Annotated in this window: 21 protein-coding genes; 6 read left to right on the top strand and 15 right to left on the bottom strand. The window is 33.4% G+C overall.

Going from position 1 to position 24,880, the window contains the following annotated elements; translation table 11 throughout:
- Positions 1-5: 5 nt before the first annotated feature.
- Together Q1A73_RS02225 and Q1A73_RS02220 are read right to left on the bottom strand one after the other, a co-directional pair.
- Positions 6-1,325 (bottom strand): restriction endonuclease subunit S, encoded by a 1,320-nt coding sequence (locus Q1A73_RS02225; protein ID WP_299601080.1) that lies wholly within the window; start codon positions 1,323-1,325, stop codon positions 6-8.
- On the bottom strand, positions 1,322-2,866 hold the full coding sequence (locus Q1A73_RS02220; RefSeq protein ID WP_299601078.1) for a class I SAM-dependent DNA methyltransferase: 1,545 nt from the start codon (positions 2,864-2,866) through the stop codon (positions 1,322-1,324). Before Q1A73_RS02220 ends, Q1A73_RS02225 begins: the two co-directional genes overlap by 4 nt.
- A gap of 262 nt (positions 2,867-3,128) precedes the next feature.
- Here Q1A73_RS02220 and Q1A73_RS02215 point away from each other — a divergent pair, with 262 nt between their 5' ends.
- Entirely contained in the window at positions 3,129-4,595 is a 1,467-nt protein-coding gene (locus Q1A73_RS02215; RefSeq protein ID WP_299601076.1) for a hypothetical protein, read from the top strand.
- A 202-nt stretch (positions 4,596-4,797) separates the two neighbouring features.
- Here Q1A73_RS02215 and Q1A73_RS02210 read toward each other — a convergent pair whose 3' ends face one another.
- The 9 genes from Q1A73_RS02210 to Q1A73_RS02170 form a co-directional block, all read right to left on the bottom strand.
- Positions 4,798-5,313 (bottom strand): hypothetical protein, encoded by a 516-nt coding sequence (locus Q1A73_RS02210; protein ID WP_299601074.1) that lies wholly within the window; start codon positions 5,311-5,313, stop codon positions 4,798-4,800.
- A gap of 2,245 nt (positions 5,314-7,558) precedes the next feature.
- Positions 7,559-8,302, bottom strand: coding sequence for a hypothetical protein (locus tag Q1A73_RS02205; RefSeq protein ID WP_299601073.1), 744 nt, complete (start codon positions 8,300-8,302; stop codon positions 7,559-7,561).
- A gap of 299 nt (positions 8,303-8,601) precedes the next feature.
- Positions 8,602-9,276: a hypothetical protein gene (locus tag Q1A73_RS02200; protein ID WP_299601071.1), complete on the bottom strand. Its 675-nt coding sequence runs from the start codon at positions 9,274-9,276 to the stop codon at positions 8,602-8,604.
- Positions 9,277-9,900: 624 nt separating this feature from the next.
- The gene (locus tag Q1A73_RS02195) at positions 9,901-11,073 is read right to left on the bottom strand and encodes a hypothetical protein (RefSeq protein ID WP_299601069.1); all 1,173 of its coding nucleotides are present in this window, start codon (positions 11,071-11,073) and stop codon (positions 9,901-9,903) included.
- Positions 11,074-11,083: 10 nt separating this feature from the next.
- Complete coding sequence (locus tag Q1A73_RS02190) at positions 11,084-11,788, bottom strand: hypothetical protein (protein ID WP_299601067.1); 705 nt, start codon at positions 11,786-11,788, stop codon at positions 11,084-11,086.
- Positions 11,785-14,097 (bottom strand): hypothetical protein, encoded by a 2,313-nt coding sequence (locus Q1A73_RS02185; protein WP_299601066.1) that lies wholly within the window; start codon positions 14,095-14,097, stop codon positions 11,785-11,787. The genes Q1A73_RS02190 and Q1A73_RS02185 overlap by 4 nt, the downstream gene beginning before the upstream one ends.
- An 8-nt stretch (positions 14,098-14,105) precedes the next feature.
- On the bottom strand, positions 14,106-14,801 hold the full coding sequence (gene tssD / locus Q1A73_RS02180; RefSeq protein WP_299601065.1) for a type VI secretion system tube protein TssD: 696 nt from the start codon (positions 14,799-14,801) through the stop codon (positions 14,106-14,108).
- Between the two features lie 147 nt (positions 14,802-14,948).
- A complete protein-coding gene (locus tag Q1A73_RS02175) occupies positions 14,949-15,383 on the bottom strand; it encodes a hypothetical protein (RefSeq protein ID WP_299601064.1) in 435 nt (144 codons plus the stop codon).
- 385 nt (positions 15,384-15,768) lie between these two features.
- The gene (locus Q1A73_RS02170) at positions 15,769-18,381 is read right to left on the bottom strand and encodes a S8 family peptidase (RefSeq protein WP_299601063.1); all 2,613 of its coding nucleotides are present in this window, start codon (positions 18,379-18,381) and stop codon (positions 15,769-15,771) included.
- A gap of 320 nt (positions 18,382-18,701) precedes the next feature.
- Between Q1A73_RS02170 and Q1A73_RS02165 the strand changes: the two genes are divergently transcribed.
- Positions 18,702-19,130: a hypothetical protein gene (locus Q1A73_RS02165; RefSeq protein WP_299601061.1), complete on the top strand. Its 429-nt coding sequence runs from the start codon at positions 18,702-18,704 to the stop codon at positions 19,128-19,130.
- A gap of 130 nt (positions 19,131-19,260) precedes the next feature.
- Complete coding sequence (locus tag Q1A73_RS02160) at positions 19,261-19,890, top strand: hypothetical protein (RefSeq protein WP_299601060.1); 630 nt, start codon at positions 19,261-19,263, stop codon at positions 19,888-19,890.
- Between the two features lie 10 nt (positions 19,891-19,900).
- Here the strand turns inward: Q1A73_RS02160 and Q1A73_RS02155 are convergent, their stop codons facing one another.
- Together Q1A73_RS02155 and Q1A73_RS02150 are read right to left on the bottom strand one after the other, a co-directional pair.
- Positions 19,901-20,305, bottom strand: a complete 405-nt coding sequence (locus Q1A73_RS02155; RefSeq protein ID WP_299601059.1) for a hypothetical protein — start codon at positions 20,303-20,305, stop codon at positions 19,901-19,903.
- Between the two features lie 100 nt (positions 20,306-20,405).
- Entirely contained in the window at positions 20,406-20,819 is a 414-nt protein-coding gene (locus Q1A73_RS02150) for a DUF3052 domain-containing protein (RefSeq protein WP_299601057.1), read from the bottom strand.
- A 199-nt stretch (positions 20,820-21,018) separates the two neighbouring features.
- Between Q1A73_RS02150 and gcvT the strand changes: the two genes are divergently transcribed.
- From gcvT to Q1A73_RS02135, 3 genes are all read left to right on the top strand, one after another.
- On the top strand, positions 21,019-22,101 hold the full coding sequence (gcvT, locus tag Q1A73_RS02145) for a glycine cleavage system aminomethyltransferase GcvT (protein ID WP_299601056.1): 1,083 nt from the start codon (positions 21,019-21,021) through the stop codon (positions 22,099-22,101).
- A gap of 97 nt (positions 22,102-22,198) precedes the next feature.
- The gene (locus Q1A73_RS02140; protein WP_299601054.1) at positions 22,199-23,014 is read left to right on the top strand and encodes a sugar nucleotide-binding protein; all 816 of its coding nucleotides are present in this window, start codon (positions 22,199-22,201) and stop codon (positions 23,012-23,014) included.
- Positions 23,015-23,062: 48 nt separating this feature from the next.
- A complete protein-coding gene (locus tag Q1A73_RS02135; protein WP_299601053.1) occupies positions 23,063-23,485 on the top strand; it encodes a thiol-disulfide oxidoreductase DCC family protein in 423 nt (140 codons plus the stop codon).
- A 491-nt stretch (positions 23,486-23,976) separates the two neighbouring features.
- Here the strand turns inward: Q1A73_RS02135 and Q1A73_RS02130 are convergent, their stop codons facing one another.
- On the bottom strand, positions 23,977-24,156 hold the full coding sequence (locus Q1A73_RS02130) for a hypothetical protein (RefSeq protein WP_299601037.1): 180 nt from the start codon (positions 24,154-24,156) through the stop codon (positions 23,977-23,979).
- Positions 24,157-24,443: 287 nt separating this feature from the next.
- Positions 24,444-24,842: a hypothetical protein gene (locus Q1A73_RS02125; RefSeq protein WP_299601034.1), complete on the bottom strand. Its 399-nt coding sequence runs from the start codon at positions 24,840-24,842 to the stop codon at positions 24,444-24,446.
- Positions 24,843-24,880 lie beyond the last annotated feature (38 nt).

Genomic DNA, 24,880 nt, shown 5'->3' with positions numbered 1-24,880 from the left:
ATTTTTTACTTTTTAAATTCATTTCCCCTTATTTGTCCACCTTCCGAAACCCTCAAGGCACCACTCATTAATTTAGGCAATAAGGTATCTCTTGTTTTTTGAAGAGTTTTAATATTCCTGGAATTAATAAGTAATTTCTTATACATTGGTTGTACTACTTTATTAAAATGTTTTAAAGATTCCTCCGAAGGAATCAATATTTCAATTTCACGCAGGTCAGATGAATTAATACCTGGTATTGCCGCTTTTCCTCCAATGTTCTGTAAAAGTTTTCGGCAGTAATAACTATCAAGCCAACTGTATAAATAAAATCTTTGATATTTAAATTTTGGTTGAATCCTAAAAACGTGTTCATTTATACAAAATTTTGAAAAAGGGAAACCTTCACCTACGATTGTAAAATGAGGAATAAAAGTACCTGGTGTACCGCCATCTTTATATATAAGTATGTCATAGTCTTTTACTATACCAGAACTCATTTTGTTGAAAAATTCTTCGGGAACATACTTGGTTTTTGAGTAATCATAAACTCCAAGATTCTTTACATTTTCTGCTCCAACACTTGGAATCCCTTCCACAAATTGACCAACTCCACCTTTTGGTCTTTTTCCTGATTCAAGTACACCAATGAAATCATCTAAAGAGCCCAAACTCATATCCAGAGGAACTTCATTTTGATTTTGATATTTGCCAAACCATTCTTTAAAAATAGTTTTTGCGGTTTGTTCTAAGGTTTTGTTTTGGGCTTGTAGGTTTTCTATTTTATCATCTAGAGCTTTTAAGATGTTGGCTATGGCTTTTTGTTCTGGGAGTGGTGGGAGGTTGATTGGAATATTTAATAAATCTGTTTTAGAAATATTAGCTTGACTAGCACTACCACTTGATTGATTACCAATATAAAACTTTGTAACTCTCCATTTAAAATAATAGTAAATTAATTCATTAGCTAAATTTGAATTTGGTTTTGAATAAATTTTAGCTACTCTTTGATTTAATAAAGAATCTTTATTTATTCTGTATTTTGAAACGCCTCCAACAACCTGAGTTTTTGCAAATGGATGATTTCCTGTTAAAGCAATTAAAGTATCTCCTTTTGTTATTCTATACTTTTCTAAAGAATCCGAAAATTTATGATAGACTATATCATTAAGATTTGCATCTCCATTAGCTACATTCTTTATTTTTAATACAGGAAGAACGTTTTCAAATTCTTCATTTAAAAAATTCTTTGATTTAAATGCAAATCCATTTAAGACTTCGAGACCCACTTCTCCCAAAGTAGTTTCCACCCAATCCTCAGGAATATTTTCATCTACACTACTCATAAACTTATTCCAATTTTAGCCAGTTGCGAAGCAATTTCTTTGTTTAGCTCTTGCTCCTTGTCCATTTGTTCTTTTAGTGTAGCTGTAAGTGAAGCCATTTTTTCTTCAAAAGGTATTCCATCATCTTCTTCGTCTGGTATGCCTACATAACGCCCAGGTGTGAGTACGTAACTGTGTTTTTGTATGGCTTCTAGGGTTGCAGATTTGCAGAAACCTTTTATGTCATTGTAAGGATGAGATGCTGAATCAAGTTCAGCATTACGAGACTTTCTCCAGTTGAGATACGTATCTCGTATTTTGGCAATGTCTTCTTCTGTAAAATCTCTATGCACACGAGATTTCATATAACCCATTTCGGAAGCATCAATAAATAAAACTTCATTGATGGTGTCTGAGCTTGCCGAACGACCTCTGCGCAAAAACCAAATACACGCAGGAATCCCTGTGTTATAAAACAATTGTTTAGGTAATGCCACAATACATTCCACCAAATCGGCATCTACCAAATTTTTACGTATATCACCTTCACCAGAGGTATTAGAACTTAAAGAACCGTTAGACAAAACGGTAGCCATTACGCCTCTTGGTGATAAATGGTAAAGCATATGTTGCATCCAACCATAATTGGCATTTCCATTTGGTGGTGTTCCGTATTTCCAACGTGCATCTTCTTGTAAAATATCAACACCCCAATCTTTTTGGTTAAATGGTGGATTAGCAAGGATAAAGTCGGCTTTTAAATCTGGGTGAGCATTTTTAAGAAACGTACCTTCTGTATTCCAAGCAACAAACTTGCTGTTTATGTTACGTATGGCAAGGTTCATTTTAGATAGTTTCCACGTAGTTTGGTTACTTTCTTGTCCATAAACCGTAATGTCTTTTATGTTTCCGCTGTGCTCGGTTACAAATTTTTCACTCATTACAAACATTCCACCAGAACCACTTGCTGGGTCATACACTCTACCCTTGTAGGGTTCTATCATTTCTACCATTAGTTTTACAATAGCTTTTGGTGTGTAGAATTGTCCCCCTTTTTTTCCTTCTGCATTAGCAAATTCACCCAGGAAATATTCGTAAACACGACCAAAAAGATCTTTTGAGTTTTCGTTTTCGGCTTGTAATTCTGTGTTAGAAATTAAGTCTATGAGTTCACCCAATGAGGTTTTGTCCAAATTGGCTTTTCCATATACTTGTGGCAATACATTTTTAAGTTCTTTGTTTTCTTTTTCTACAGCTTCCATTGCTTCATCTATGGTTTGTCCAATAGAAGGTAATTTTGCTTGTGCGTGAATATGACTCCAACGCGCCAGTTTAGGAACAAAGAAGGTGTTTTCGGCAATGTATTCGTCTCTATCTTCTGGATCAGACCATTCATCAGCTTCTAGTTTGTGATAGAGTTCAGTAAATGATTCCGAAATGTATTTTAAGAAAATTAAGCCTAATACTACATGCTTATATTCCGCAGCATCTATATTCTTACGCAATTTGTCTGCTGCCTTAAAGAGTTTTTGTTCAAAACTGCTATTGTCTGTTTTTGCCATTCTCAATTTTATAGATTAAGTGCTAAAAATAGACAACCTTAAGATAATAAGAAATAGTGTTTGCGTAATTCTATGAAATAAATCGTTCATAAGATCAATGTCTATTCTATTTCGCATTATAAGTAAGATTAAATTAAAAAAAATAAAGTTTATTATTTCCCCGAATATACACATTAATTATGAATCAGAAACATACCTATTGCTGGGTATTTTCTATAAAAAAAATTCATTTATTTTTAGGCCAATTAAAAACTTTAACCATATGGGGCGTTATTATCTTATCTTATTTTCCTTTTTATTATTTTCTATTTCTATCCATTCTCAAACAGTCCAAGACTTACAATCTTTTAGGGACAGTCTAAAACAAAAATATGATGAAACGGCATTTCGGCATCAGGTAAGATCACTCTACAAAGACACTATCTTAAAAAGGTTTTATATAGATACGCTTGCAACATCTCAGGATCTTTTTACAACCTATGGAGATTCATTAGATATCAAATTAACAAAAGATAAATTACTACATTACAAGTCTCTAAATATCTTGTTTAATAGAGAGATAAATAAATTATTAACTGAGGTTTCAGATCTTTCTACCAGATCTGCTTTTGCCACCTTAGAAGAACAGAATAATAGACTGGCATTAGGATATGTTCTAACACCAAATGGTGCTACCTCTGGTGGTACAGATTATATCAGTACTATCTGGAGTATGGGTTTAGAAGCTGACATAGAAGATAATTTCTCTAACCTAGCTACTAATGGAGAAATACAGAACAATATTGGAGTATTTGTAAAATTCACTAAACTATTTAGAGGTAGTATTATGTTTGATAAAAACAGAGATATTCATAGTTTTAGAAATCGCTATTTACTAAACCATGCACTGAAGGCTAAATATAAAGACTATGAAGAACAAAGAGATGATAAAATCGAATTAGACGTACAAAAAGAATTATCTCTAGACACTTCATTACCAAAAAAAGTAAACCTAAATGATTCTATATATATAGCAGCTTATAAAAAAGCATATGCCGCTACTATGAAAAAAGAATACGATCAAATGGTAAACAAATCTTTTAATGAAACGCTAACTGATGAGTTAGAAACAAGTAGAAATAAAGAACTCATCAATGCTTTTAGTAAGGTTTGGTTATCAGGTCGTATATATATGCCGATTAGTATTACTGAATATGAAGTATTCAGAGAAGAATCTTCACCTAATTCAGAAACTAAACGTTATTATCCTTTATCATTAGAAGGTTCATTTAATTATTATCGTAAATCGAGACGATACGGAACCTTACAGTTAACAGGTAGATACAATGCTTTTATGAATAACTCTATAGCTGCTAATATTCTAAAAGAGAGAACATTTACTACAATACCTGATAATTCTAATTCCAATCCTGTAGAACTAACCACATCGACTAAGTTCATTGGGGATTATGATTCTTTTGTAACCCAAAATATAAAGGCAGACTTTGTATATTTTCCATTTGATTGGCCCGCGGGAATTAGTGTTTCCTTTGATTATTCTATAGGAGAATTTGAAGCTTCCACCTGGAAATTTGGAATTCCGTTTTATTTTAAAGGTAAAAATGATAGTTCTGCAGTAAGTGTTGAACTCCAGTGGAGAGAAGTTCATGAAAAAACTCTTAGTGGAGAAGTCACCCAATCTTTAGGATTTAGTATTGGTATTCCATTTGGTAATTACATAAATGAATAATGAACAAAAAAACACCCCTAACCATTATTGCTAATGATTAGGGGTGTTTGGTATATAGTGTGGTCTGTACTTCGACAAGCTCACACTTCGGCTACCACTTTGACAAGCTCAGTATCCATCTCGAAACCCGATAAACTCACACTTCGGCTGCGCTCAGTGTTCGGATTCCGAGGGCTGAGCGGAGTCGAAGCCCGAAGTCTCACTACGCTGCATCCGAATTCTCATCGGTTTCGTCTGGGGTATCGTCTTCCGTGCTACTACCGCCAGCTATTACGAAACGTTCTTTGAGTCTGTTATGCAACGCCTCTGCTCCTGCTACGCCACTATTAGCTGCTACCCCAAACATTTTATACGCTAATAAGGATGTGGTATAGGCTTCGGATCCTGCCAGAATACGTGTGTCATTAACCTTTTCGGTTAACTGTGCTAATTCTAATGCCAGTACCTTAAGCTCATTATACAAATCATAATCCTTCTCCACTTCATCCACACTAATAAAATTAGGAAGGATATTCCCGTTTTGGCGCATACTGTCCAAAGTATCTTCTACAAAGATCTTGTTACTACGATTGATCTTTGGAAGGGTTCTACGTTCTTCCTTTGTCAATCCTGTTAAAAATGGTAACAGCGTATTGATTTCCTCAATTCTGTTTTTTACTTCTGTGATCACTGCTGGATCTACGGTTACCGATAATCGGTTGTTTAATACATTACTCATACTTCATTTGTTTTAGTAATCTGGAAGTTTAAATATTTAGCAATTACAAAATTCACTTATCATCCTACTCTTTCATTTTCTTTGATCGCCCAAAGAAAACGAAACAAAAGAAAGGGCGCTTTTTCAAGGTATTTTTTATTCTCCTAAGGCGAATAAAAACCAGATTTGTTTTACTAAAATCTTTCCAAGGCTTCAAGATTTTTTAACGTATAACAAATCTTATACTGGTGAAAAAGATTTCAAAGCGCTGCTTTGGAACGTTCTTCTCTTGAATAATACAATCACTAACAATAAGAATCATAACTCCTTATAAATTTATCCAGATTGAGTTTAACATTCATTTGAGATGATGTATCGTCAATTACAATACCGATAATTTAAGAATTTATTGACTTTGTTGATAATTTTGTGTTAAAAACAAAACTTAACTTATTAATTACTAACTTCTTCTGTAAATCATTATATATTCTTTAATCAGCAAAACTTCTACTGACAGGCTGACGTTTTGATAAATCACTATAATACAAAGGATTAAAAACGTATTCTTTTTAGAAACCTACATTTTAAATATTTCATTAAACGCTTTCTCAGTAGATCCTTACTGACAGCTTTGATTTGGTTTTTGAGGAATATACTGGCGTTGTGACAGCTTACACTTCGGCTTCGCTCAGTGTTCAAATTCCGAGGGCTGTACTTCGACACGTGTCCGCCTATGGAGGAAGCTCAGTATCCATCTCGAAACCCGATAAACTCACCCTTCGAGTCTCCTCAGGGTTCGAATAATTCCGAGGGTTCTAGTACGTTCTTTTTTGCATTGCCAACCCTTCGACACGTGTCCGCCTATGGAGGAGGCTCAGGGTGACTAACCAAAAAACGCTAGTCTGAAGAAAACAATACTAAAAATTTTTATCACTCCACTACATAAAATGAAACTATATTTACTAACATAAACAATCATTTGATCAATAGTATAAGTGCTATACTATTTCCTACAACATTTTGCGAATTTTATGTTACGCTTCGCTTTCTTCATTTTTTACGTATTATTTTCTTAGGACGAGATTAAAAATGTGTTGAGGGCTTTACTTTGACAGCACTGAGGGTTTCGTTCTATCTCCGAGGGTTGAGGCTCTCGAAACCCGGTAAACACTACCATCGAGTCTCCTCAGGGTTCGAATAATTCCGAGGGTTCTAGTACGTTCTTTTTTGCATTGCCCAAAAAAGAACCAAAAAACGCTAGTCTGAAGAAAACAATACTAAAAATTTTGATCACTCCACTACATAAAATGAAACTATATGTACTCACATAAACAATCATTTGATCAATAGTATTACTGCTATATTATATCCTACAACATTTTGCGAATTTTATGTTACGCTTGGCTCTCTTCATTTTTTACGTATTATTTTCTTAGGACGAGATTAAAAATGTGTTGAGGGCTTTACTTTGACTGCACTGAGGGTTTCGTTCTATCTCCGAGGGTTGAGGCTCTCGAAACCCGGTAAACACTACCATCGAGTCTCCTCAGTGTTCGAATCATTTCGTGGGTTGTAGTACGTTCTTTTTTGCATTACCACCCTTCGAGAGCCTCAGGGTTCGAACCTATCCAAGGCCTGTTACTTCGACACGTGTCCGCCTATGGAGGAAGCTCAGTATCCATCTCGAAGCCCTAAAAATATGTTCTGTTTAAATAACTTTTTATAGTTGATACATTCTTTTTTGCATTACCACCCTTCGAGAGCCTCAGGGTTCGAATCATTCCGAGGGCTGAGGCTCTCGAAGCCCGACAGACTAAGTGTGACAGCTCAGTATCCATCTCGAAGCCCAACAAAACTTCGACACGTATGCGCTTTGAAGTAATATTTTCTTAGGACGAGAGTAAGAACATTATTCGCGGTTTAATTTCGGATACCAGGCATCAAGAACGGAAAAAGATTCCTTTGATAGACACTTGTTTTTATAAGATAATAACCTGTACCTAAAATGATTAAACCCGTTTTATACAGTAGAAAATCTATTCCATCTTTGAGCTACTGCAAATACTACCGCTTCACTACTCTTTTTAATCTAACCATAGCGATGCAATGCTGAAATCAAGAAAAAGCCAGTATTTATTGCATCTCAAAGCTTCATTACGAAGTTCTATTGCATAAAGCGGGTTAAACAACTGATTATAACGAGTACTTGAAAAGCCTTTTTTATAATTTGAGACACTGAATAGATTTGTGACTGATATGAGTATTCCTATTTAATAGAATTTATTTTATAATGTCCTTTGTTATTTCCCATGACTTGTGCATCAAACTTCATTCGTTTGTCATATGAAACAATAGAGATCTTTTGAGAAGATTTGTCGGCGATAAACTTCCCTTCGATCAGCTGGGCAGAAAAATTGGTATGCTCAGCATCTAGCGTATCAAAAGTAAGTTCTCCTAAACTAGCGCTTGTTACATACTTACACGTACTATCTTTTGGATTAGTTTCTACTATTTTGATCCATCCATGTGCTAAAAAAGGTGGTTGGTTTTCATCGATAACCTGATGAATAAATCCATAATACTTATCCCCTATTTCTGGTAAAGAAACAAACTCATCGATAGCATTTTTAGACTGTGGAGTAGTAAAAAAGGCTAAATAAAAAATAAAAATACAAGCTGCCAATACTCCAATACCTGCTATGGAAAATAAAGTCTTCCCTATCACAGAAAAATTCTTACCTGCATCCCAAACAGGATATTCCTTGATATAGGCTAATGCAGCATTTTTCATCTGTGGTGTCCAATGCTTTTTTGGTATTTCTTTTCTGTCTGTTGTCGTGTAGAATTCGATAATCGGACTTTTCTGGATATGTTGGATAAGTCCTGTATGTATTACCTTTTTATATAAGTTTACCTCCATCAATACTTGTGATTTATGATATGGAGATACGAATTGACTTTTTAATGTTTGATAATGTTCTAGGTGTTCTTGAATCGTAAAAATGGGCATAGCTTTGTGTGTTGTCAGTTGCTGAAATCAAAGTAACAATTTTCCTACATGAAAAACACCCCTGAAAACCACTGTTATGGTTGGAAGATTCCCTTATTTTTTTAAATTGAATTGCCGAATATTTTTTCTTTCAATATTTCTATTTAAACAATAAAGTAAAGTATCAATAGTCCTGATCAACATTTAAAAGGTTGTTAGATATAATGAATTCTACAAAATCATCTATAGTAATTCTCATTAATACATTAATTCTTGGAAGTAAAAACAGTATGCTTTAAAGATATAACAATCCCAAATTCCTATTGATACTGTGTATTCATTATCCAATTAAGTACCATCGTATCTGATAATAAGGATCCGATCACTCGATAACTGGAATTTTTTAGTGGATTTTCTGTGTCTAAGGTTTCAGACATTACACCGATTTCTGGTTGGTAATAATTTGCATGTATAAACTTGATTTTCTGATCTTTTACCACAATATATCCCGTATGATCATCTAGACCTACTAGATATAGTTCATCACCCTTTTGTAATACATAAGATTCAACTTTAGCGATAGAAGCGTTTGTAAAACGTTTTATATTATTGCCCGCTAATTTTTTGATGAATACTTCTGATGCAGATTGTGCCCATTTGTATCTTGGAATATTAAATCCCATATCTTCTAAAGTGGTCGTAATAAAATAACCACAAGCAATTTTTCCTTTTCCTGGTGTTTTGGTATGACCATTATAATCCCATGGTGTTCCATACCAAAAAGGAATTACTTTATCAATTAATGTATTGAAAATATAGGTTCGTGTTTCTGCGATAATCACTTCTTTCTCTTCTTCGGAAACTGCGCTGTTATAGGCACTTTGTTTTTCTTTTTGAATTCTTTCGATTTGCTGCTTTAATGCTATATAGTCATGCTGAATCGCAAAGCCTTGCATATTCCATAATAGAATGATTAAAAGAATGTATTGCTTCATAAGAAAGAAACTTTGATGATTTCAGAATATGTAACAAAGATTATTCCTTTTTACATAATAACTAATTATATGTTGAAGTTCGTATGTATAGAAGTCGAAATGATACGATGATTTTTTAAAAAGTTATATCATTGTAATTTCCTTTAATCTATTTAGTTCTTTTCTTTTTTTCATTGCCAAAAAAAGAAACAAAAAAAGTCTAGGCTTACAAAACGAACTTAAGAAAATACTACGGCATCACCAGCCACGGATGAAAAAAACTCACTACGTTCAAACAGTTTTTCATCCCAAACCCAAACGGCTGCCTTGATTTTTAAAATTCTTTTTGATAGGCCAGTATACAGCAATTATTATACTGAACAGAAATCACTAAGAATTGAAGTGGTTTAAACTTTTTTGATTTAAGTGAAAAATAGCAGTTTTGTGATCAGATGAAGTAATTTTTTAGTTGCATAGCAGCGCTACGGAAGTCAAAAATTGTGAAATATGGGTACAAAAAAGCATTTTTTTAGCAAATTGAAAAAAGTTTAAACCACTTCATTATTAAAATGAATACCTTTTTAGACTAAATGGATGTATTTATAATCCTTCGAAGGGAGATTTAGAAGGATGCAATTAAAAACATCAATCCTCTAACACCAAACGCAAGTACTTTTGGTCTGAGCATTCTTCGAAGACGGTAAACTCATTCATGGCGTTGCCATAATTTTGTATCACGATTTCATCTTCGTTATAACTACCTTGTACTTCTCTTTTGGGATTATCGGCTAATAATCCTTTGAAGGTGATATATCCATCTTGGATTTTATAGGTTCCTGCGTGTTCTCGTTTGCTAGTTTTTAGATGGTACTGGTCGCCCGTTAATTTGATTTCTAATCCACAAGAAGCCTTTGTTTCTAAAACATAGGTTCTATTATACAACTGATAACTATCATAATAGCGCAGTAATTGTTTGGATGTTTGTATAGTCGCCTTTTCATCACAATCATCTTCTCCTTTCTCAAAAGATTCTATGTTTTTAGTTTCTACTCTCACTTTAATATCATAAAATCCATTATACGGATTAGTATCCATTATCAGAATCTTATCCACTTTAGTAAATTCTCCAGTACATTGAACGTCCCATTCACCCCAAAAGGAATGTATTTCGAATTCGTCTAAAATCTGCACCAATGTATTCTCTTCCTGAATGAATAAAGACAGGGTTTTAGAATTCATAGGATTCGGTCTGGAAGCTCCGATGTAATATAATGTAACTCCAAAAGCTCTTTTCCCTTCAGCAACTATATAGTTAGCAGTATCAATTCCTATTTCCCGAAGCTCAATAGCATCTGAGTACCAGCTTTCTTTTTCGTAGAACTGTTGTTTGATCTTCGCTGTTTCCGAATCTACTACCAATACATAACTATTTAATGTAAAAACTTCCCAATCATACTCCTGACTCGCTACAGTAGGAATCACTACAATTGTACTACTGGTATCATAAGGCATTACCTTTTGCACCACAAACTCCTCATATACCTGTTTGGGTTGCACTCCCAATTCGTTTAGAATTTTAGCAATAAATGGGGTTGGCTGAAAAATATCTTCAGAATGATCAGAAGTTTCATTGGCTTCTGTAGGTTCCTCTGCACTTTCTACTGCATCTTCTACTTTTTCTGGAATACGCTCTACAGCATCCTCTACTTTAGTGCCATCTTCTAGAATAGTAACACCACCTTCTTGTTTCGTTTCCGTAGGTTTGGAATTGCAGGAAATAACAATAATAAGCGTAAGTAAGATGAATAGATTTTTCAATAGAATGTACTTATTTTTTTGAAATACAGACGAATACTCCATTATCATTTATTAAATATTCTTCCTTAAAAATTTTTGTTTCTGGTATTTCATCTTCATTTATAAAATCATTCCTCTTATCATCCCAAAAATTCTCTTCTTTCTTATCTATAATAATTTGGAAATTCGAATCAATATAAAAATCATATTCATAATTAACTTCCCATAAGAATCTATTATAAATTATAAGATAATCTATTTGTTTTCCTTTGGTATCAAAATTACTTAATATAACAAAGACACCTTTTATATCATTTTCCCCATAATATTGCACTAGGCTCCCTATCGTTGTATAATTTGTATTTACTTTTTTAAAAATTGGGAAAAATTCCTTCTCAGTTATATTATAGAAAAAATCATTAGCTTCCTTTTTTGATTTAACCTCGGTAAATAAATCTTTAGGGAATTTTATGTTATTTTTCATTACTACATCCTTTATCTCATAAAAACCTTCATTTTCATTTAATAAACCGGATACAAAATCACTAGATGTTGGAAGTTTTAGCTCTTCCAAATTATTAAAAATGGAATCTACTTTTCTATTCTTATGAAAATTAACATTTTCACTAGGTTCTTCTATAGCTTGAGCATTATTATTTTTGTCTATTAAAAAACCTTCTCTTTTTTCCTTACAATTAACACCAAGAAAAAATAAAATTATAAGTAGTATTCTCATTTTAAAATAATTTTAGAATCATCAAAGCCTGTTAAATGCAAATGATGGTGATGTCTATACTTTACAGTACCTGTAGTTTTTTTCATATGCTTAGTATGCGGTAAAAGAGTGGAAACAGTAACCTCCTTCGTCTCCTTCTTTTTTGTTTTAGGGTTTACAACCTCTGTTTTTACTTTACGATCGAAGTTCTCGGAATACATCTTTGCCGTTCTTCCCCAACCAAATTTGTACAAAGCATTATTAAATTTTACCTGCCTATCATAATCAAAATGGGAATCTTGCAAATACGTTCTTTCTCCATTTTTATTAGTACTTAAATACCTTAAATCTCCCTTCTCACCATTGATATGAGATGAACTCCCTCCAGCTGTATTTCCATTTTTTATACTAAAACCATTGAAACCTAAATCTTCTATGGATTCTTCTATCATTGCTCCGATCAATCCTGCGAAACAGTCTGGATTAATATACCATCTTCCCGAGCTACTATTCCATGTAGAAAAACCAAATTTCACATTTCCTGAACTATAACTAGTTATGTCTTTTGAATATGCTAATAGAACATCATCATTCTTTTTAGTAGAAAGAATATTTTTTTTAGTATGCCTTTTAGTACTGTGAACTTTAGTTTTTCCTAAAACGTGAGATTTTCCTGTTTTATCAAGATACGTGTATTTAGCTTTTTGAGGATTTTCACATATTTCTTTTTCAATTTTTCCTGTATTTTTAATTGTATAGACAATTACAGCTGCTCCTAATTTAAAAGTTTCATTTTCATTGTTTAGAAAAGAGGACTCAACCACTTCATTTGTTTTTTCTCTAACCTTTAAAAATAATTGTGTATACTTTAAGTCTCCTTTATCTGGATCTAATTTTTTATCCCAATCATTGTACTTCGAGGAATCCACCTTTTGGAATTCTATCTCGGCAATGGCGTAGCCGTTTTCAACTGTTGCTTCAATTTCTGTTACCTCTTTATCGTCTTGTAAAACTGACAATGATTCATCTATACCTGCCAACAAAGATTTTTTTTCAAAAAGTCTAAAAACGACTTTCTTTTCATTGATATTATCGCACTCCGCTACCAATTTTATTTTCTGACCAATTACTCCTCCTTCCAATTTTTCAAAGTGATCTACTTCTGTTTTTTGATTTTTCTCTCCTACCTTTTTCCCTTTTTTATCTTTAACGTCAGCTAGAGGAGCATCAGCAATTACTTGCTCTTTGTCTACTTTTGCAAAAAACGCGTCTTTGATGGCTTCTTTAGGTGTTAATTTAATCTCGCCAAATTTATTTTTATCATCAGGTAAATCAAGACCAACATCACTGCTATTAGCGATTGTAACATATAACTCTAGAATAAAAGGATCTTGTTTTTTTTGTGTATTGTCAACATAATTAAAATCGAAAATAGCTGTATAAACATCTTGTTTTTCATCTTTTTGTTCATCTGATGAAGCATTTTCATAAGTTTCTTTATTTCCTATTTTAAATTGTTTAATGTGATCACGTTCTTCTATAATTAACTTATTTTTCTCCCAATCTACGTAGTCATCAGAACCGACCATAGGTGTAGGATTCGGAGTTATATCTTTATCATAAATATTGGTATCTAATGTCTTACCTATCAACCCTAAGCTCTTTACATACAAATAAATATCTTCACCATATCCGGTTTCTTCTAAACGCTCACCATCAGCACCCATCCAATATACTTCGGCAATTTCTGGTTCTGCCAAAACGTTTCTAGATGCCACTGAATTATTTCCAGAATTTAACGTAGGTTCATTTATATAAGCTTCGGTCCTTATTTTTTCTCCATCCAACCATTTAGAAAATTTAACTTTTAACTTGACAGTTTTTACTCCATCTTTTTCTTCAATAATGTGCTCTGCAAAAAGAATTCCATTATTCTCTATACCTTCATAATCTTCTTCTTTCTTTTTTGTTTCATCTTCAGCTTTAGATATTAACAAGAAATCTTTTTCTTGATCTTCTTTTAGAGCAACTTCTTTAATTTCAAAACTCTTTTTAGATAGTTTATTTTGAGTCTCATCTAACCAAAAACACCATTTAACTTTTTCTTTATCAGTTTCTAAAGTAGTAGGTTTTTTAACCTCATATTCTTTTACTTCATAAGTATATTCTAAGCCAGCTTTGAGCTTATTTTCTTCTTTTTCACCATACTTAATTTCATTACCCTCTCTATCAAAGACTTTTATAGATTGTACTTTATTGACCGCTGGGTTTTTTAAAGCTGCTGTTGTTATCTGATTTGATACATTACCTGATTCTGAAATTGTAATCATGAGTCTTATTAAACGTTTTGTTCATCTATAATTTCTAAAAGCACTTTTGTTATATCTCCAACAATAGAAACATCTGTAAGAACATCATCCTCTAATATTTTTCCATTGTACTTAAAATCATGCTCTCTACTTGATAAATCAATATCTACAGTCTTTCCTTGCCCATCTTTTGTTTTTATAACTAAATAGGCTTTACCATTTTCCAATTCAGTAATTTTATTACCAGAATCATCTTCAAAATACGCTGATTCCAGAACTAATTCCTTGTTCTCCTCCCTCTCCGTAATCGGAGCAGCTTCAGCGAAAGGATTGCTGGGGTTCCAGTTTTTTTCGAAAACCTGTCCACGTACTCTTTGAATACCTGGCGATAACAATAATTCCATTTTTAAAGGATCATTGCCTTCCGCATTAAATTTTTCATCTAATTGTACGCAGTGGCAATTACCAAACTCAAAATCAAATAGCTTACTAAACCCATCCCTCTTGTAAAAGCGAACATAACCGTTGTACATGGTATGGGTAGAAAACATCCAATCATAAAATAATTCATCATTTTTGGTAGACTCTACAAGTAAATGGATTTTGCCATTTTGAATAGTCGTTTGTGGACGTCCGTTAGCATCTACCAACTGTTGATACAAAAATGCGCTGTTCAGTACATTTCGTTCTTCGTCATTAATAAAAAGTTTCGCCTGAAAGGCCATAGCGTGACAATTTGGAATTTGGAGCAGTAAAATATCAAAAATATGTGGAAGGAGCTACACGCAAACAAATTATTTCGATATAGGTGTTATTTCCCGTGATAAACTGTAGATAAGTGCAGTACTAAAAGGGTATGTAAGAATAAAATATTAACTAGCTTTTGATCGGATGATACTAGTTAATACCTTGGCCCAATGAATAGCATCTCCTAAAGTATCGAATCCACGGATTTTGTTACGCATAAACAACTTTTCTAATAACACATTCATTAACCCTTTGGGAGTATAACTTACAATACCATAGGCACGAAGTTTATAGTCACTTCTGTAAAACTTAATCCAATCACTAGGCTTTACGGCATAAGAATGTACTCTATTGGTAATATATACAATTTCTCCGCCATCGTGATCATATAAATTGGTAAGGTGTTCTACCAGAATTTTGGCATGATCATCCCAAGTAAAAACAACATCTTCATTGATTTCGCCAACCACATATCCATCGAATAAATAAAAATTTCCAAAGGAATAATTTAACTCCTGAATGGCTTCGCGAAAAAATACGGTATCTTTAAGGTATTGCATAGTGTAAAAATAATACATCTATGATCTGGGTGAAGAAAAATACATATGAAAGGTACACATATTTCGGTTAATAAACAAAAAGTGTAGACGAATGGTATTGTATGAGGTATAAGTGGGTTACAATATAAGCATAGCTTTTCGGACGATACTTTTATATCTATCAGTTTCTGGAGGAGTTCCAATATACCAACTTACCTTTCGAGAAATACTTCGGCTGCACTTCGACACCTGTCCGCCTATGGAGGAAGCTCAGCATCCGTCTTGAAGCCCAATAAGCTCAGTGTGAAAGCTCGGTATCCGTCTTGAAGACTAATTCAGTATAAAACAAAAAAACCGCTCCTTTTACAGAGCGGTTTTTGACAAATCTTGGGGTATATCTCTGGGATTAATTCTTAAGTAATTTCATTGTTTTCGTTTCACCATCATCAGTGATGATCTTTACAAAATACAATCCCTTATATCCTTTTAACTCAACATCAAAACGGTCAGTTTCTTTTTGATGATCCGCATAGATAACATCACCAGCCATATTTCTGATCACTATCCCTACATTGGTATAAGTATCATTTAACTGAATTGCTACTTCTCCTTGTGTTGGATTAGGGTATGCACTAAAATCAATCGTCTTGATTTCTTCTACTGGTCTAGCATCTTCTTTATCATCTTGCTTGCCACCAAAATTACCTATCGTAAACTGTTCTCCTCCCATAGGCTGGAATTCTTCATCTGTTTGTAAAATATTGTAATTAAGATAGGTTCCTTCTTTTAACTCTACCTCTGGTTTTACGAGTAGTTTAAGACTAAAGGTTTCATAAGGTTCAGCCCTAACGTTATATATCATCGCCTTAGGCTCATACACTCTATAAATATTCCTATCCACACGCTCAATTCCTTCCATCTTAGCTTCTCCCAACAATTCATTTAGTTTTTCATCAGGCATGAAATAAAAAGCTCCTATTTTCTCAAAAGGGATTCCCGTTTTGTTTTCCGTAACAGCTAACTGAAGATTGATAGCTCTCACTCTTTTATCTATATTTCTGATAAATACTGCAGGTGCTACATTGTTGAACGCATTGATATCATAGACACTAACATTTTTCCATGCAATATTGTTATTGTTTTTAGTGTTTTGCCATACAGAGGCTACTTCAACTCCGATTGGATCGGTAGCAGATTCTATTCTTGCTAGTAAACAAAAGTGGTGTACATCATTTACAAAGTCTGCTGGATTTGGTGGGTACCAAGGAATTTTTACAATAATCTCATCATCTGGAGAAGTAGGAATAGCAACGTCACCAATAAAATCGCCATGCAGAATATTACTTCCTCCTACCATTTGATAGTAATTGTTCCAATGTACTGGCCAAGATAATCCTGTAGAAGCTTTACTAAAATAGAGCTTAAGCACTCCATCATCGATATTAGAGCAGTTTTTTCTATTAATTCTTACATACACCCAATTAGGACTTAAAAGTTTGTATTCTGGATTTTCATGTGTTAATATACCATCATCATCGTTTCGTACCCAAATATCTGGGCTTAGATACATCGTTCCGGAAGATGGTTCGGTTCCGTCATCTGCCACGGTATCTCGTATATACATGTCAGAGGTATCCACCGCCAACACTGCCTGATGTGCATTTAATCTACCATATCCTAGCTCTTGAGAATGCCCTGGCTCTGTTGTATTCCAGTTATAGTCATAACCTCCAACCTTATCAGCAGTACATTTTAGAATATCTTCAATCTCCTGATTACTTAATGTCGGATCTACAGATAACATCAAAGCAGCTACTCCAGAAACCGCTGGAGCGGCAAAGGAAGTTCCATCGCTATTAGCATATACATTTCCATTCTGAGTACTTCTAATTCCCACTCCAGGAGCAGCAAGATCTAGATTAGGTCCAAACTGAGAGAAACCTGCTTTAGCATCTGTATTGGTAGTTGCTGCAACAGAAAACACATTAACATTTGAAGCTGGATAAGATATTGCGCCTCCACCAGAATTACCTGCTGCACATACAATAAATACGCCTGCATTGTATGCATTTTGTAATGCTGTATTAATCGCAGGAGAGCTACCAACAGTCAAACTCAACTGTATGATATCTGCTCCATTATCCATTGCGTATATGATCGCATCATCTAAAATAGCAGCATTTGGTGCAAAATCTCCAACACCTTCTAACATCAATCTTGCTCCGACACCGTTATTACCTCCAGCGATACCAGCAATACCAGTATTATTATTGGTTTTAGCACCAACTACTCCAGCTACATGAGTTCCATGCCAAAAAGGCCCTCTAGAATCATTATCATTATTTTGAAAATCCCAACCTTTCCAATCATCTACGAAACCATTACCATCATCATCAATTCCATTTCCTGTGGTAGGATCATTAGGATTAGCCCATGCATCTTCTCCAGGATTAAGGTATACGTTTTGGTATCCATCGGTTCCTAATCCTAAATCTTCATGAGTCCAATCGGTTCCACTATCTAATATCCCTACAATGACATTACTGTTTCCTGTGGTAATATCCCAAGCATCCTCGGCATCAATATCGGCATCACTCACCTGCTCCAATCCCCATTGCATACCAAAAAGCGGATCATTTGGTGTTAAGATATACGATCCCATAGTATTTGTGAAGATTTGCTGAGCATCTACCTCTCGGGCCATTTTATCATACGTGTCCAGAATTTTACCTCTGGTAATGATTTTAAAGTCATAAAAACCAAGTCTGTTACTTCTCATCAGTTTCATCCCGTAGGTTTCTTCTAATCGTTGGATTGCCTTTTTAGAAGGTGCTTTTTGAAACTGAATCGTGATCTCATCGCTTAGTGCAAACTTCTGCCCCGTTTGTTCGTCTACCAATTTCCAACCCTCTTTTTCCTCAGAGAACTGTTGTTGATTGATTGTTCTTGTTTTTTGTGCCCAAGCCATTGTCGTAAACAATAGCAGCATACACCATACAATAGTTGTTTTTGATTTCATCTGTAATATATTTTTAAAGTTGATATCGTAAACTTACAAGACACTATACGTGAAGACAATAGGTGTTTTACCCTTTACAAACAGGGATTTGTCCCTTATTGATTATGGTTAAGCAGCAAGTAATTCGTTTTTGAATGAACGATTTAAAAGAATAACACACAACCCCTTCATAAACAAGCTTCTACAAAATCAATAAACAGTCAACTCCCTGAAAACAGGGTGTTTTTTTCACGGAAAAAAGTGTTTGGAGACTTCTATTACGAAGATATATTTGTACCATAATTAAAACCAATCGATTAATTAACACTTATATAAAAATCATGAAAAAAACCATTTTAAATTTCGCATTAATTATCGCTGTTTTGTTTGCAGCTTCTTGTAAAAATGAAACTAAATCTGAAGGTACTGATACTGCAGATAAGACTGAAGAAGTAGCGACTGAAGAAAAATCTGAAGAAAAAAGCAGTGAGGCAAAATCAACATCATCTGATGGTGTTCCTAGTTTTAGCGACCAAAAGGTTCAGGAATATGTAGATTCTTATGAAGCTTATATCGAAGAATACAAAAAAGCAGTAGAAAGTAAAGATATGACGGCTTTCGCTTCTTTAGGGCAAAAAGGTCAGGAATTAGGAACAAAAGCTCAGGAAGTTATGGGTAACCTTTCTGGAGATGATGTAAAAAAGCTAAATGATTATATGACAGCTAAGTCGGCTGAGTTACAGGAGCTTTCTAAAAAGCTAATGCAGTAATCATTTAGGACCTATTAAGTTTAGTTATCATAATTGATAGGGGTTATTGAGCAAATCCTGTTCTGTTTAGAACGGGATTTGTTGGTCTTAGCATACACAATGTTCCACATACTAATACTAAAAAATCAATATGTTACTTCTACATAAATTCCGAAAAGTTTTTAAGCAACAAATTGCATCTATTGGTTTGACTTTGACTTCAGAGAGTGAAGATGAACTGATTGCAAAAAACCATGAAAAACATTTACATCTAAAAACCTACCTGCTAAACTTAGGAGGTTCAGGACAATTAGCAATTGCTGAACTACAAATCATTAAGGGAAATATTGAAAAAGCACTAAAAGAGAACCCTTTTGAAAGTCGTGAAAATTTGCTAACCTCTAAAACTATAGGAAATTACACCTTATACACAGAAAAGGAAGTCCCTAAACAAGAAATAAACTTGGTCTATATGCAAAGTTTAGATACCAAGATATATAAGGATGATGAATATATTATTATAAAGCAAAAAGGAAATCACGACCTTATTCGTAAAAATCCAGTTTTTATCGATTTCTTAAGAGGTAAAATAACGATCGATGAATTGTTTACCCTAATTGCTTCGATGCAAATTCCAAATGGATTATATCTTCAAAAACCACATGGATTTGGAGATCCTGAGAAAATCAAAAAATGGAAAAAGATAGGAACAGTCATTACGATACTAACCGCAATTACACTTATCCTGGTTCGTATCCTAAAATACATACAAATACATTAAACATATCCTATTAAAGAAGTTTTTGATATTTTTGAGCGCAACCTTCTATACAAGAATAATAAAGGAATAATCTTCCTTCCTTTATTTCAAAACTAATACCGATGAAATTTTCGCAATCTGCAGTAATAGTACTTTCATCCAAAGAATAACTAACGGTATTTTCTCCTTCAGAATCGATAGCTAATGTACATATATCACCATTGGTAACGTTTAGCACTCCTTCTTCAAGAAACTCTAATTCCTGATCACTTGAAATTGGCTGAAATGTACCGCTCCCATCTCCAGGATCGACTAATTGCTCTATTAATCTCCATTTTCCTAACAAATCAGGGTTATCGATGTTTGCATCATCATCGTTGCTACAAGCTAGTAGCATTAAAAATGGGATTACCAGGAGAAAGAAACGCTTTTTCATAAGTTCATCATTATGTATTCTTTTTATAGATACAAGAACAAACAAATGGTTGCTTCATAAATACCTTAATAATAGGTTTAGATTCTTTATTTACAGAGTATCATTTTCTATCACCAACCCTGTATACAAACTTTAATCCACTCCAATCATTATCTATCGCTGCTACTTTTATATCTACCAGTCCTTGTTGTAAAACGTAGATTCTTATCATATCTCTCTTCAAATCCGTAACTATAGAAGAAGTTCTCTTTGGCCAACTTACCCAAAGCATTCCTGTCTTTTTCAATCCAACCTTATATTTTGGTATGATCTCTTCTAATTCTTTCTGAGTTTTGCAAAACACATGAATAAAGTCAAGCTCTTGTTCTACAAGCTTTTTATGGATCTGAAGATCATTAGGCACATCAGAAAATAATTTCCAATAATGATCTGGTGCATTATATAATAATACACTTGTTCCCACCTTAATTCCCAATTTTTTAGCCAAAGGTGTTCCTGAATACCCTGCAGACATAATCACTCATTTATTACACGAAGTATGCTAAAGTTATAAAAAAACGAATAGAGCAAGATTACGAATTATCAAATTCTCAATAAATAGCTTTTAGATTAGTAAAAAGTTAACAATTTATCATCTAAAAGCATTGTTTACCAACGCAAAGTTTTTTACTTTCGGCGTCAATTTGATTGCTAATTCTATTAATTTATAATTTATGAAAAATACTGCGCTAACTGAAACTCACATGGCATTAGGAGCCAAAATGGTGCCATTTGCTGGTTATAATATGCCTGTATCGTATGAAGGAGTAAATGTAGAACACGAAACGGTTAGAAATGGTGTAGGTGTTTTTGATGTTTCTCATATGGGTGAGTTTCTTATTACTGGTCCAAATGCTTTGGAACTCATACAAAAAGTAACCTCTAACGATGCTTCTAAATTAGTAGATGGAAAAGCACAATATAGTTGTTTACCAAACGATAAAGGAGGAATTGTAGATGATTTAATCGTATATCGTTTAGAAGAAGAAAAATATTTATTAGTAGTAAATGCATCAAATATCCAAAAGGATTGGGATTGGATACAAAGTCATAACACGATGAATGCAGAAATGCGTGATTTATCAGAAGACTATTCTTTACTTGCCATACAAGGACCAAAGGCAGCACAGGCTATGCAATCGCTTACTTCTGTAGATTTAGAAGCATTAAAGTTTTATACATTTCAGGTTGCTGATTTTGCAGGTATCGAACACGTGATTATCTCTGCAACAGGTTATACAGGAAGTGGTGGATTTGAAATCTACTGTAAAAATTCTGAAGTACAACAAATATGGGATAAGGTATTCGAAGCAGGAGCGGATTTTGATATCAAACCAATTGGTCTGGCAGCAAGAGATACACTACGCTTAGAAATGGGATATTGCCTATACGGAAATGATATTAATGATGAGACCTCTCCTATCGAGGCTGGTTTAGGATGGATTACTAAGTTCTCTAAAGATTTTATTAATTCTGAAGAACTAGCTAAAGAGAAAGAACGTGGTGCAGAAAGAAAACTAGTAGGTTTTGAACTAGATGAAAGAGGAATTCCAAGACACGATTATGATATTGTAGATGGTAATGGAAACGCAATAGGTATTGTAACCTCTGGTACTATGTCTCCTTCCTTAGGGAAAGGAATTGGTTTAGGATATGTTCCAACAGTATTTGCTTCGCCAGGAAGTAAAATTAATATTCAGGTTCGTAAAAAAGCGATTCCTGCAACTGTAGTAAAATTACCTTTTTTTAAAGGATAAGTTCTTTATAACAATAATAAACCGTAAGTTAAGTTTCAGGATTACAGATACTAATACATAGTGATCTCTGAAACTTAACTTTTTTAGCACCCCAATATTGAAAAAAATTTTAATCATAGGAGCCAGTGGTTTTATAGGAAATTCCTTGTATAAGGAGCTAAATTCCTATTTTGACACCTATGGAACGTATCATACGGATAATGCTTTCTATGAAAAGAATCAAAAATTTTTTCAGTATGATATGGAACTAGAGGATATCTCTATCCTATTAGATAACTTAAAACCCAATATTATTGTTTCTGCGCTAAGAGGTAATTTCAATTCTCAGATAGATGCACATTACCGTATTATTAGTTGGTTACAAAGAAATACGGCTAGACTAATCTTTATCTCTAGCGCTAATGTATTTGATACTTTTAGTAATTATCCGTCTTATGAACATGATAAAACTTTAAGCGAAAGTATATTTGGTAAGTTTAAAATTAAAATAGAAAATGCACTATTGCGATTACCTACTGATAAATATGTAATTGCGAGGGTACCTATGGTATTCGGTGCTAATACACCGCGTGTACAAGAAATTAAGACTTTACATGACCTTAAAGCGTCTATAGAAGTTTTTCCAAATGTAATTATTAATGCCACATCGATTTCTAAATTAACCCAACAATTACATTACATTATTAACAGAGATAAAAAAGGAATCTTTCATTTGGGAAGTACTGATCTTATTTATCATTTAGATCTTATTACTGAAATATGTGATACTTTGCAATTAGAAGATCCTATGTTTAAACAAGTTTTTGATTCTAATAATGATAGGTACCTAGCGGTATTGCCAAAGGATAACATACTTCCAAAAAACCTACAAATCACTACTAAAGAAGTTATTGAATCTGTAATCATTAAATAATATACCTTCTTAACAAAATTATAATTCTAAGGTAAATTCGTAATTGGTATGTATCTTTGTATTATGAACTTAGAAGGGAAAAAGATTATATTATTTGATGGTGTTTGCAATTTATGTAATGGTGCTGTCAATTTTATAATAAAACGTGATAAAAACGATGTGTTTCGATATGCTTCGCTGCAAAGTGATATAGGAAAACAACTAGCAGCAGAACGAGGTGTAGACACTTCTAAATTAGATACTATCTTATTAATAGAGCAAAACACATATTATCATAAATCAACAGCTGCTCTACAAATTGCAAAGCAGCTGTCTGGTGGTTATCCGTTACTTTCTGTTTTTTTAATCTTTCCTAAGCTTTTAAGAGATTGGGTTTATGACATTATTTCAAAAAACAGATACAAATGGTTTGGTAAAAGAGATAATTGTGTAATCCCAACTCCGGAGCTTAAAGCCCTTTTCATTGACTAAATTGGTTATAGGTTATCCAACTTATACGATTGTTTTTGTGTTAGTGTGTTCAATTTTACTTGTCTCTTTTTCCAGTTTATTCATATTGTCTATATGTACAAATCCTAAACAGCATATGGCAAAACATATGAGGATTACCGGTAATAACAATTGTTTCATCCTATCTATTTTATTTTGGGTAAAATAATTTGGGAGCAAAAAAAAGACCATCTTTTAATTACGGTTTAAAAGTAATTATCAATCATGACCTAAGTAGTAGGTATTTTAGAATTCGTTGGGTTTCAATTAGAATTCGTTTGATATTGAAAATTTATAGCAGTGCAAAGACCAAATATTCCCATTATTTAACTAAAAAACTGCCTTGCCAAGATTAGGCAAGACAGTCTTTAGGTGGTTATCCGTTACTTTTGTTGTTTTCCCCTCTATTCCACTAATTCTGGAATAATGGCTCCCTCTTGTTTATTGGTTTGTAACGTATCTTGAGCTGATGTTCATTTTTTATCCAGCTGCTCAATAGCTGTTACCTCAGTATTATCATTGGTATCTAACTGATGTTTTTGTCTTAACTGATTATATTTTTTATCTAACTTATTTACATTATCTATATGTACAATACTTAAACAGATCACTGCAAAAGATATTAAAGCTAAGGGTAGAAAAAGCCGTTTCATATTGAGTTAATTTAAGGTTTATTTTATGTGCGGTTCAAAAGTATGTTTATATCTGAAGCAAATTAAGGGGACTTTAGCTAGAAATCATATAGGGGTTTTCCCCCTTTTTCATTATGGGTATATAATATCAAACTCTATACCAACTATGTAAGCCATTATATAGTTAGAAGCTAAAATTCATTTTCTAAACATATTAAGCAAAAAAAATAGGCTTTGTAACAAGCCTATTTGAATTATATATTAGTTAAACTAATTATTACATAAAATTATTTTAATGTAATTATCTACTATCTTTCGAATCGAAAAGTAAATCCGTCTACTAAAGATTCTTCGACGGTAAAAAAGCTATTTTCTAAGGTAAGTCTTCCTAGATTTACATTGTTCACAATTAAATCATCGGCATCTGCAGGAGCGGATATACTATAAGTATACGTTCCAGAAGGTAAAATGGTATTAAAAGATGCATCGGATATCGTATTTGTAATAGTTACCATACCTGAAGCTTCGTCAAAATCCCATTCGATTGTACCTTTATCTATATCTTCATCAACTCCGGCAAAACCACCAGTAACCTTTACTAAACTCCATTCTCCTTCTATTGTAGATTGTACAACTGCGTTACCATCATCATCATTACTACAACTCATCATAAGAATTGACAGTAAAATAAAATAAAATCGTCTCATAAACTTGTGTGATTTTCTAATTTACTATTTAGATGCTT

The organism is uncultured Aquimarina sp. (assembly GCF_947492115.1).
Taxonomy (GTDB): domain Bacteria; phylum Bacteroidota; class Bacteroidia; order Flavobacteriales; family Flavobacteriaceae; genus Aquimarina.
Note: the sequence above shows the minus strand (reverse complement) of the source record. Positions and strands in the feature narration are given on the sequence as shown.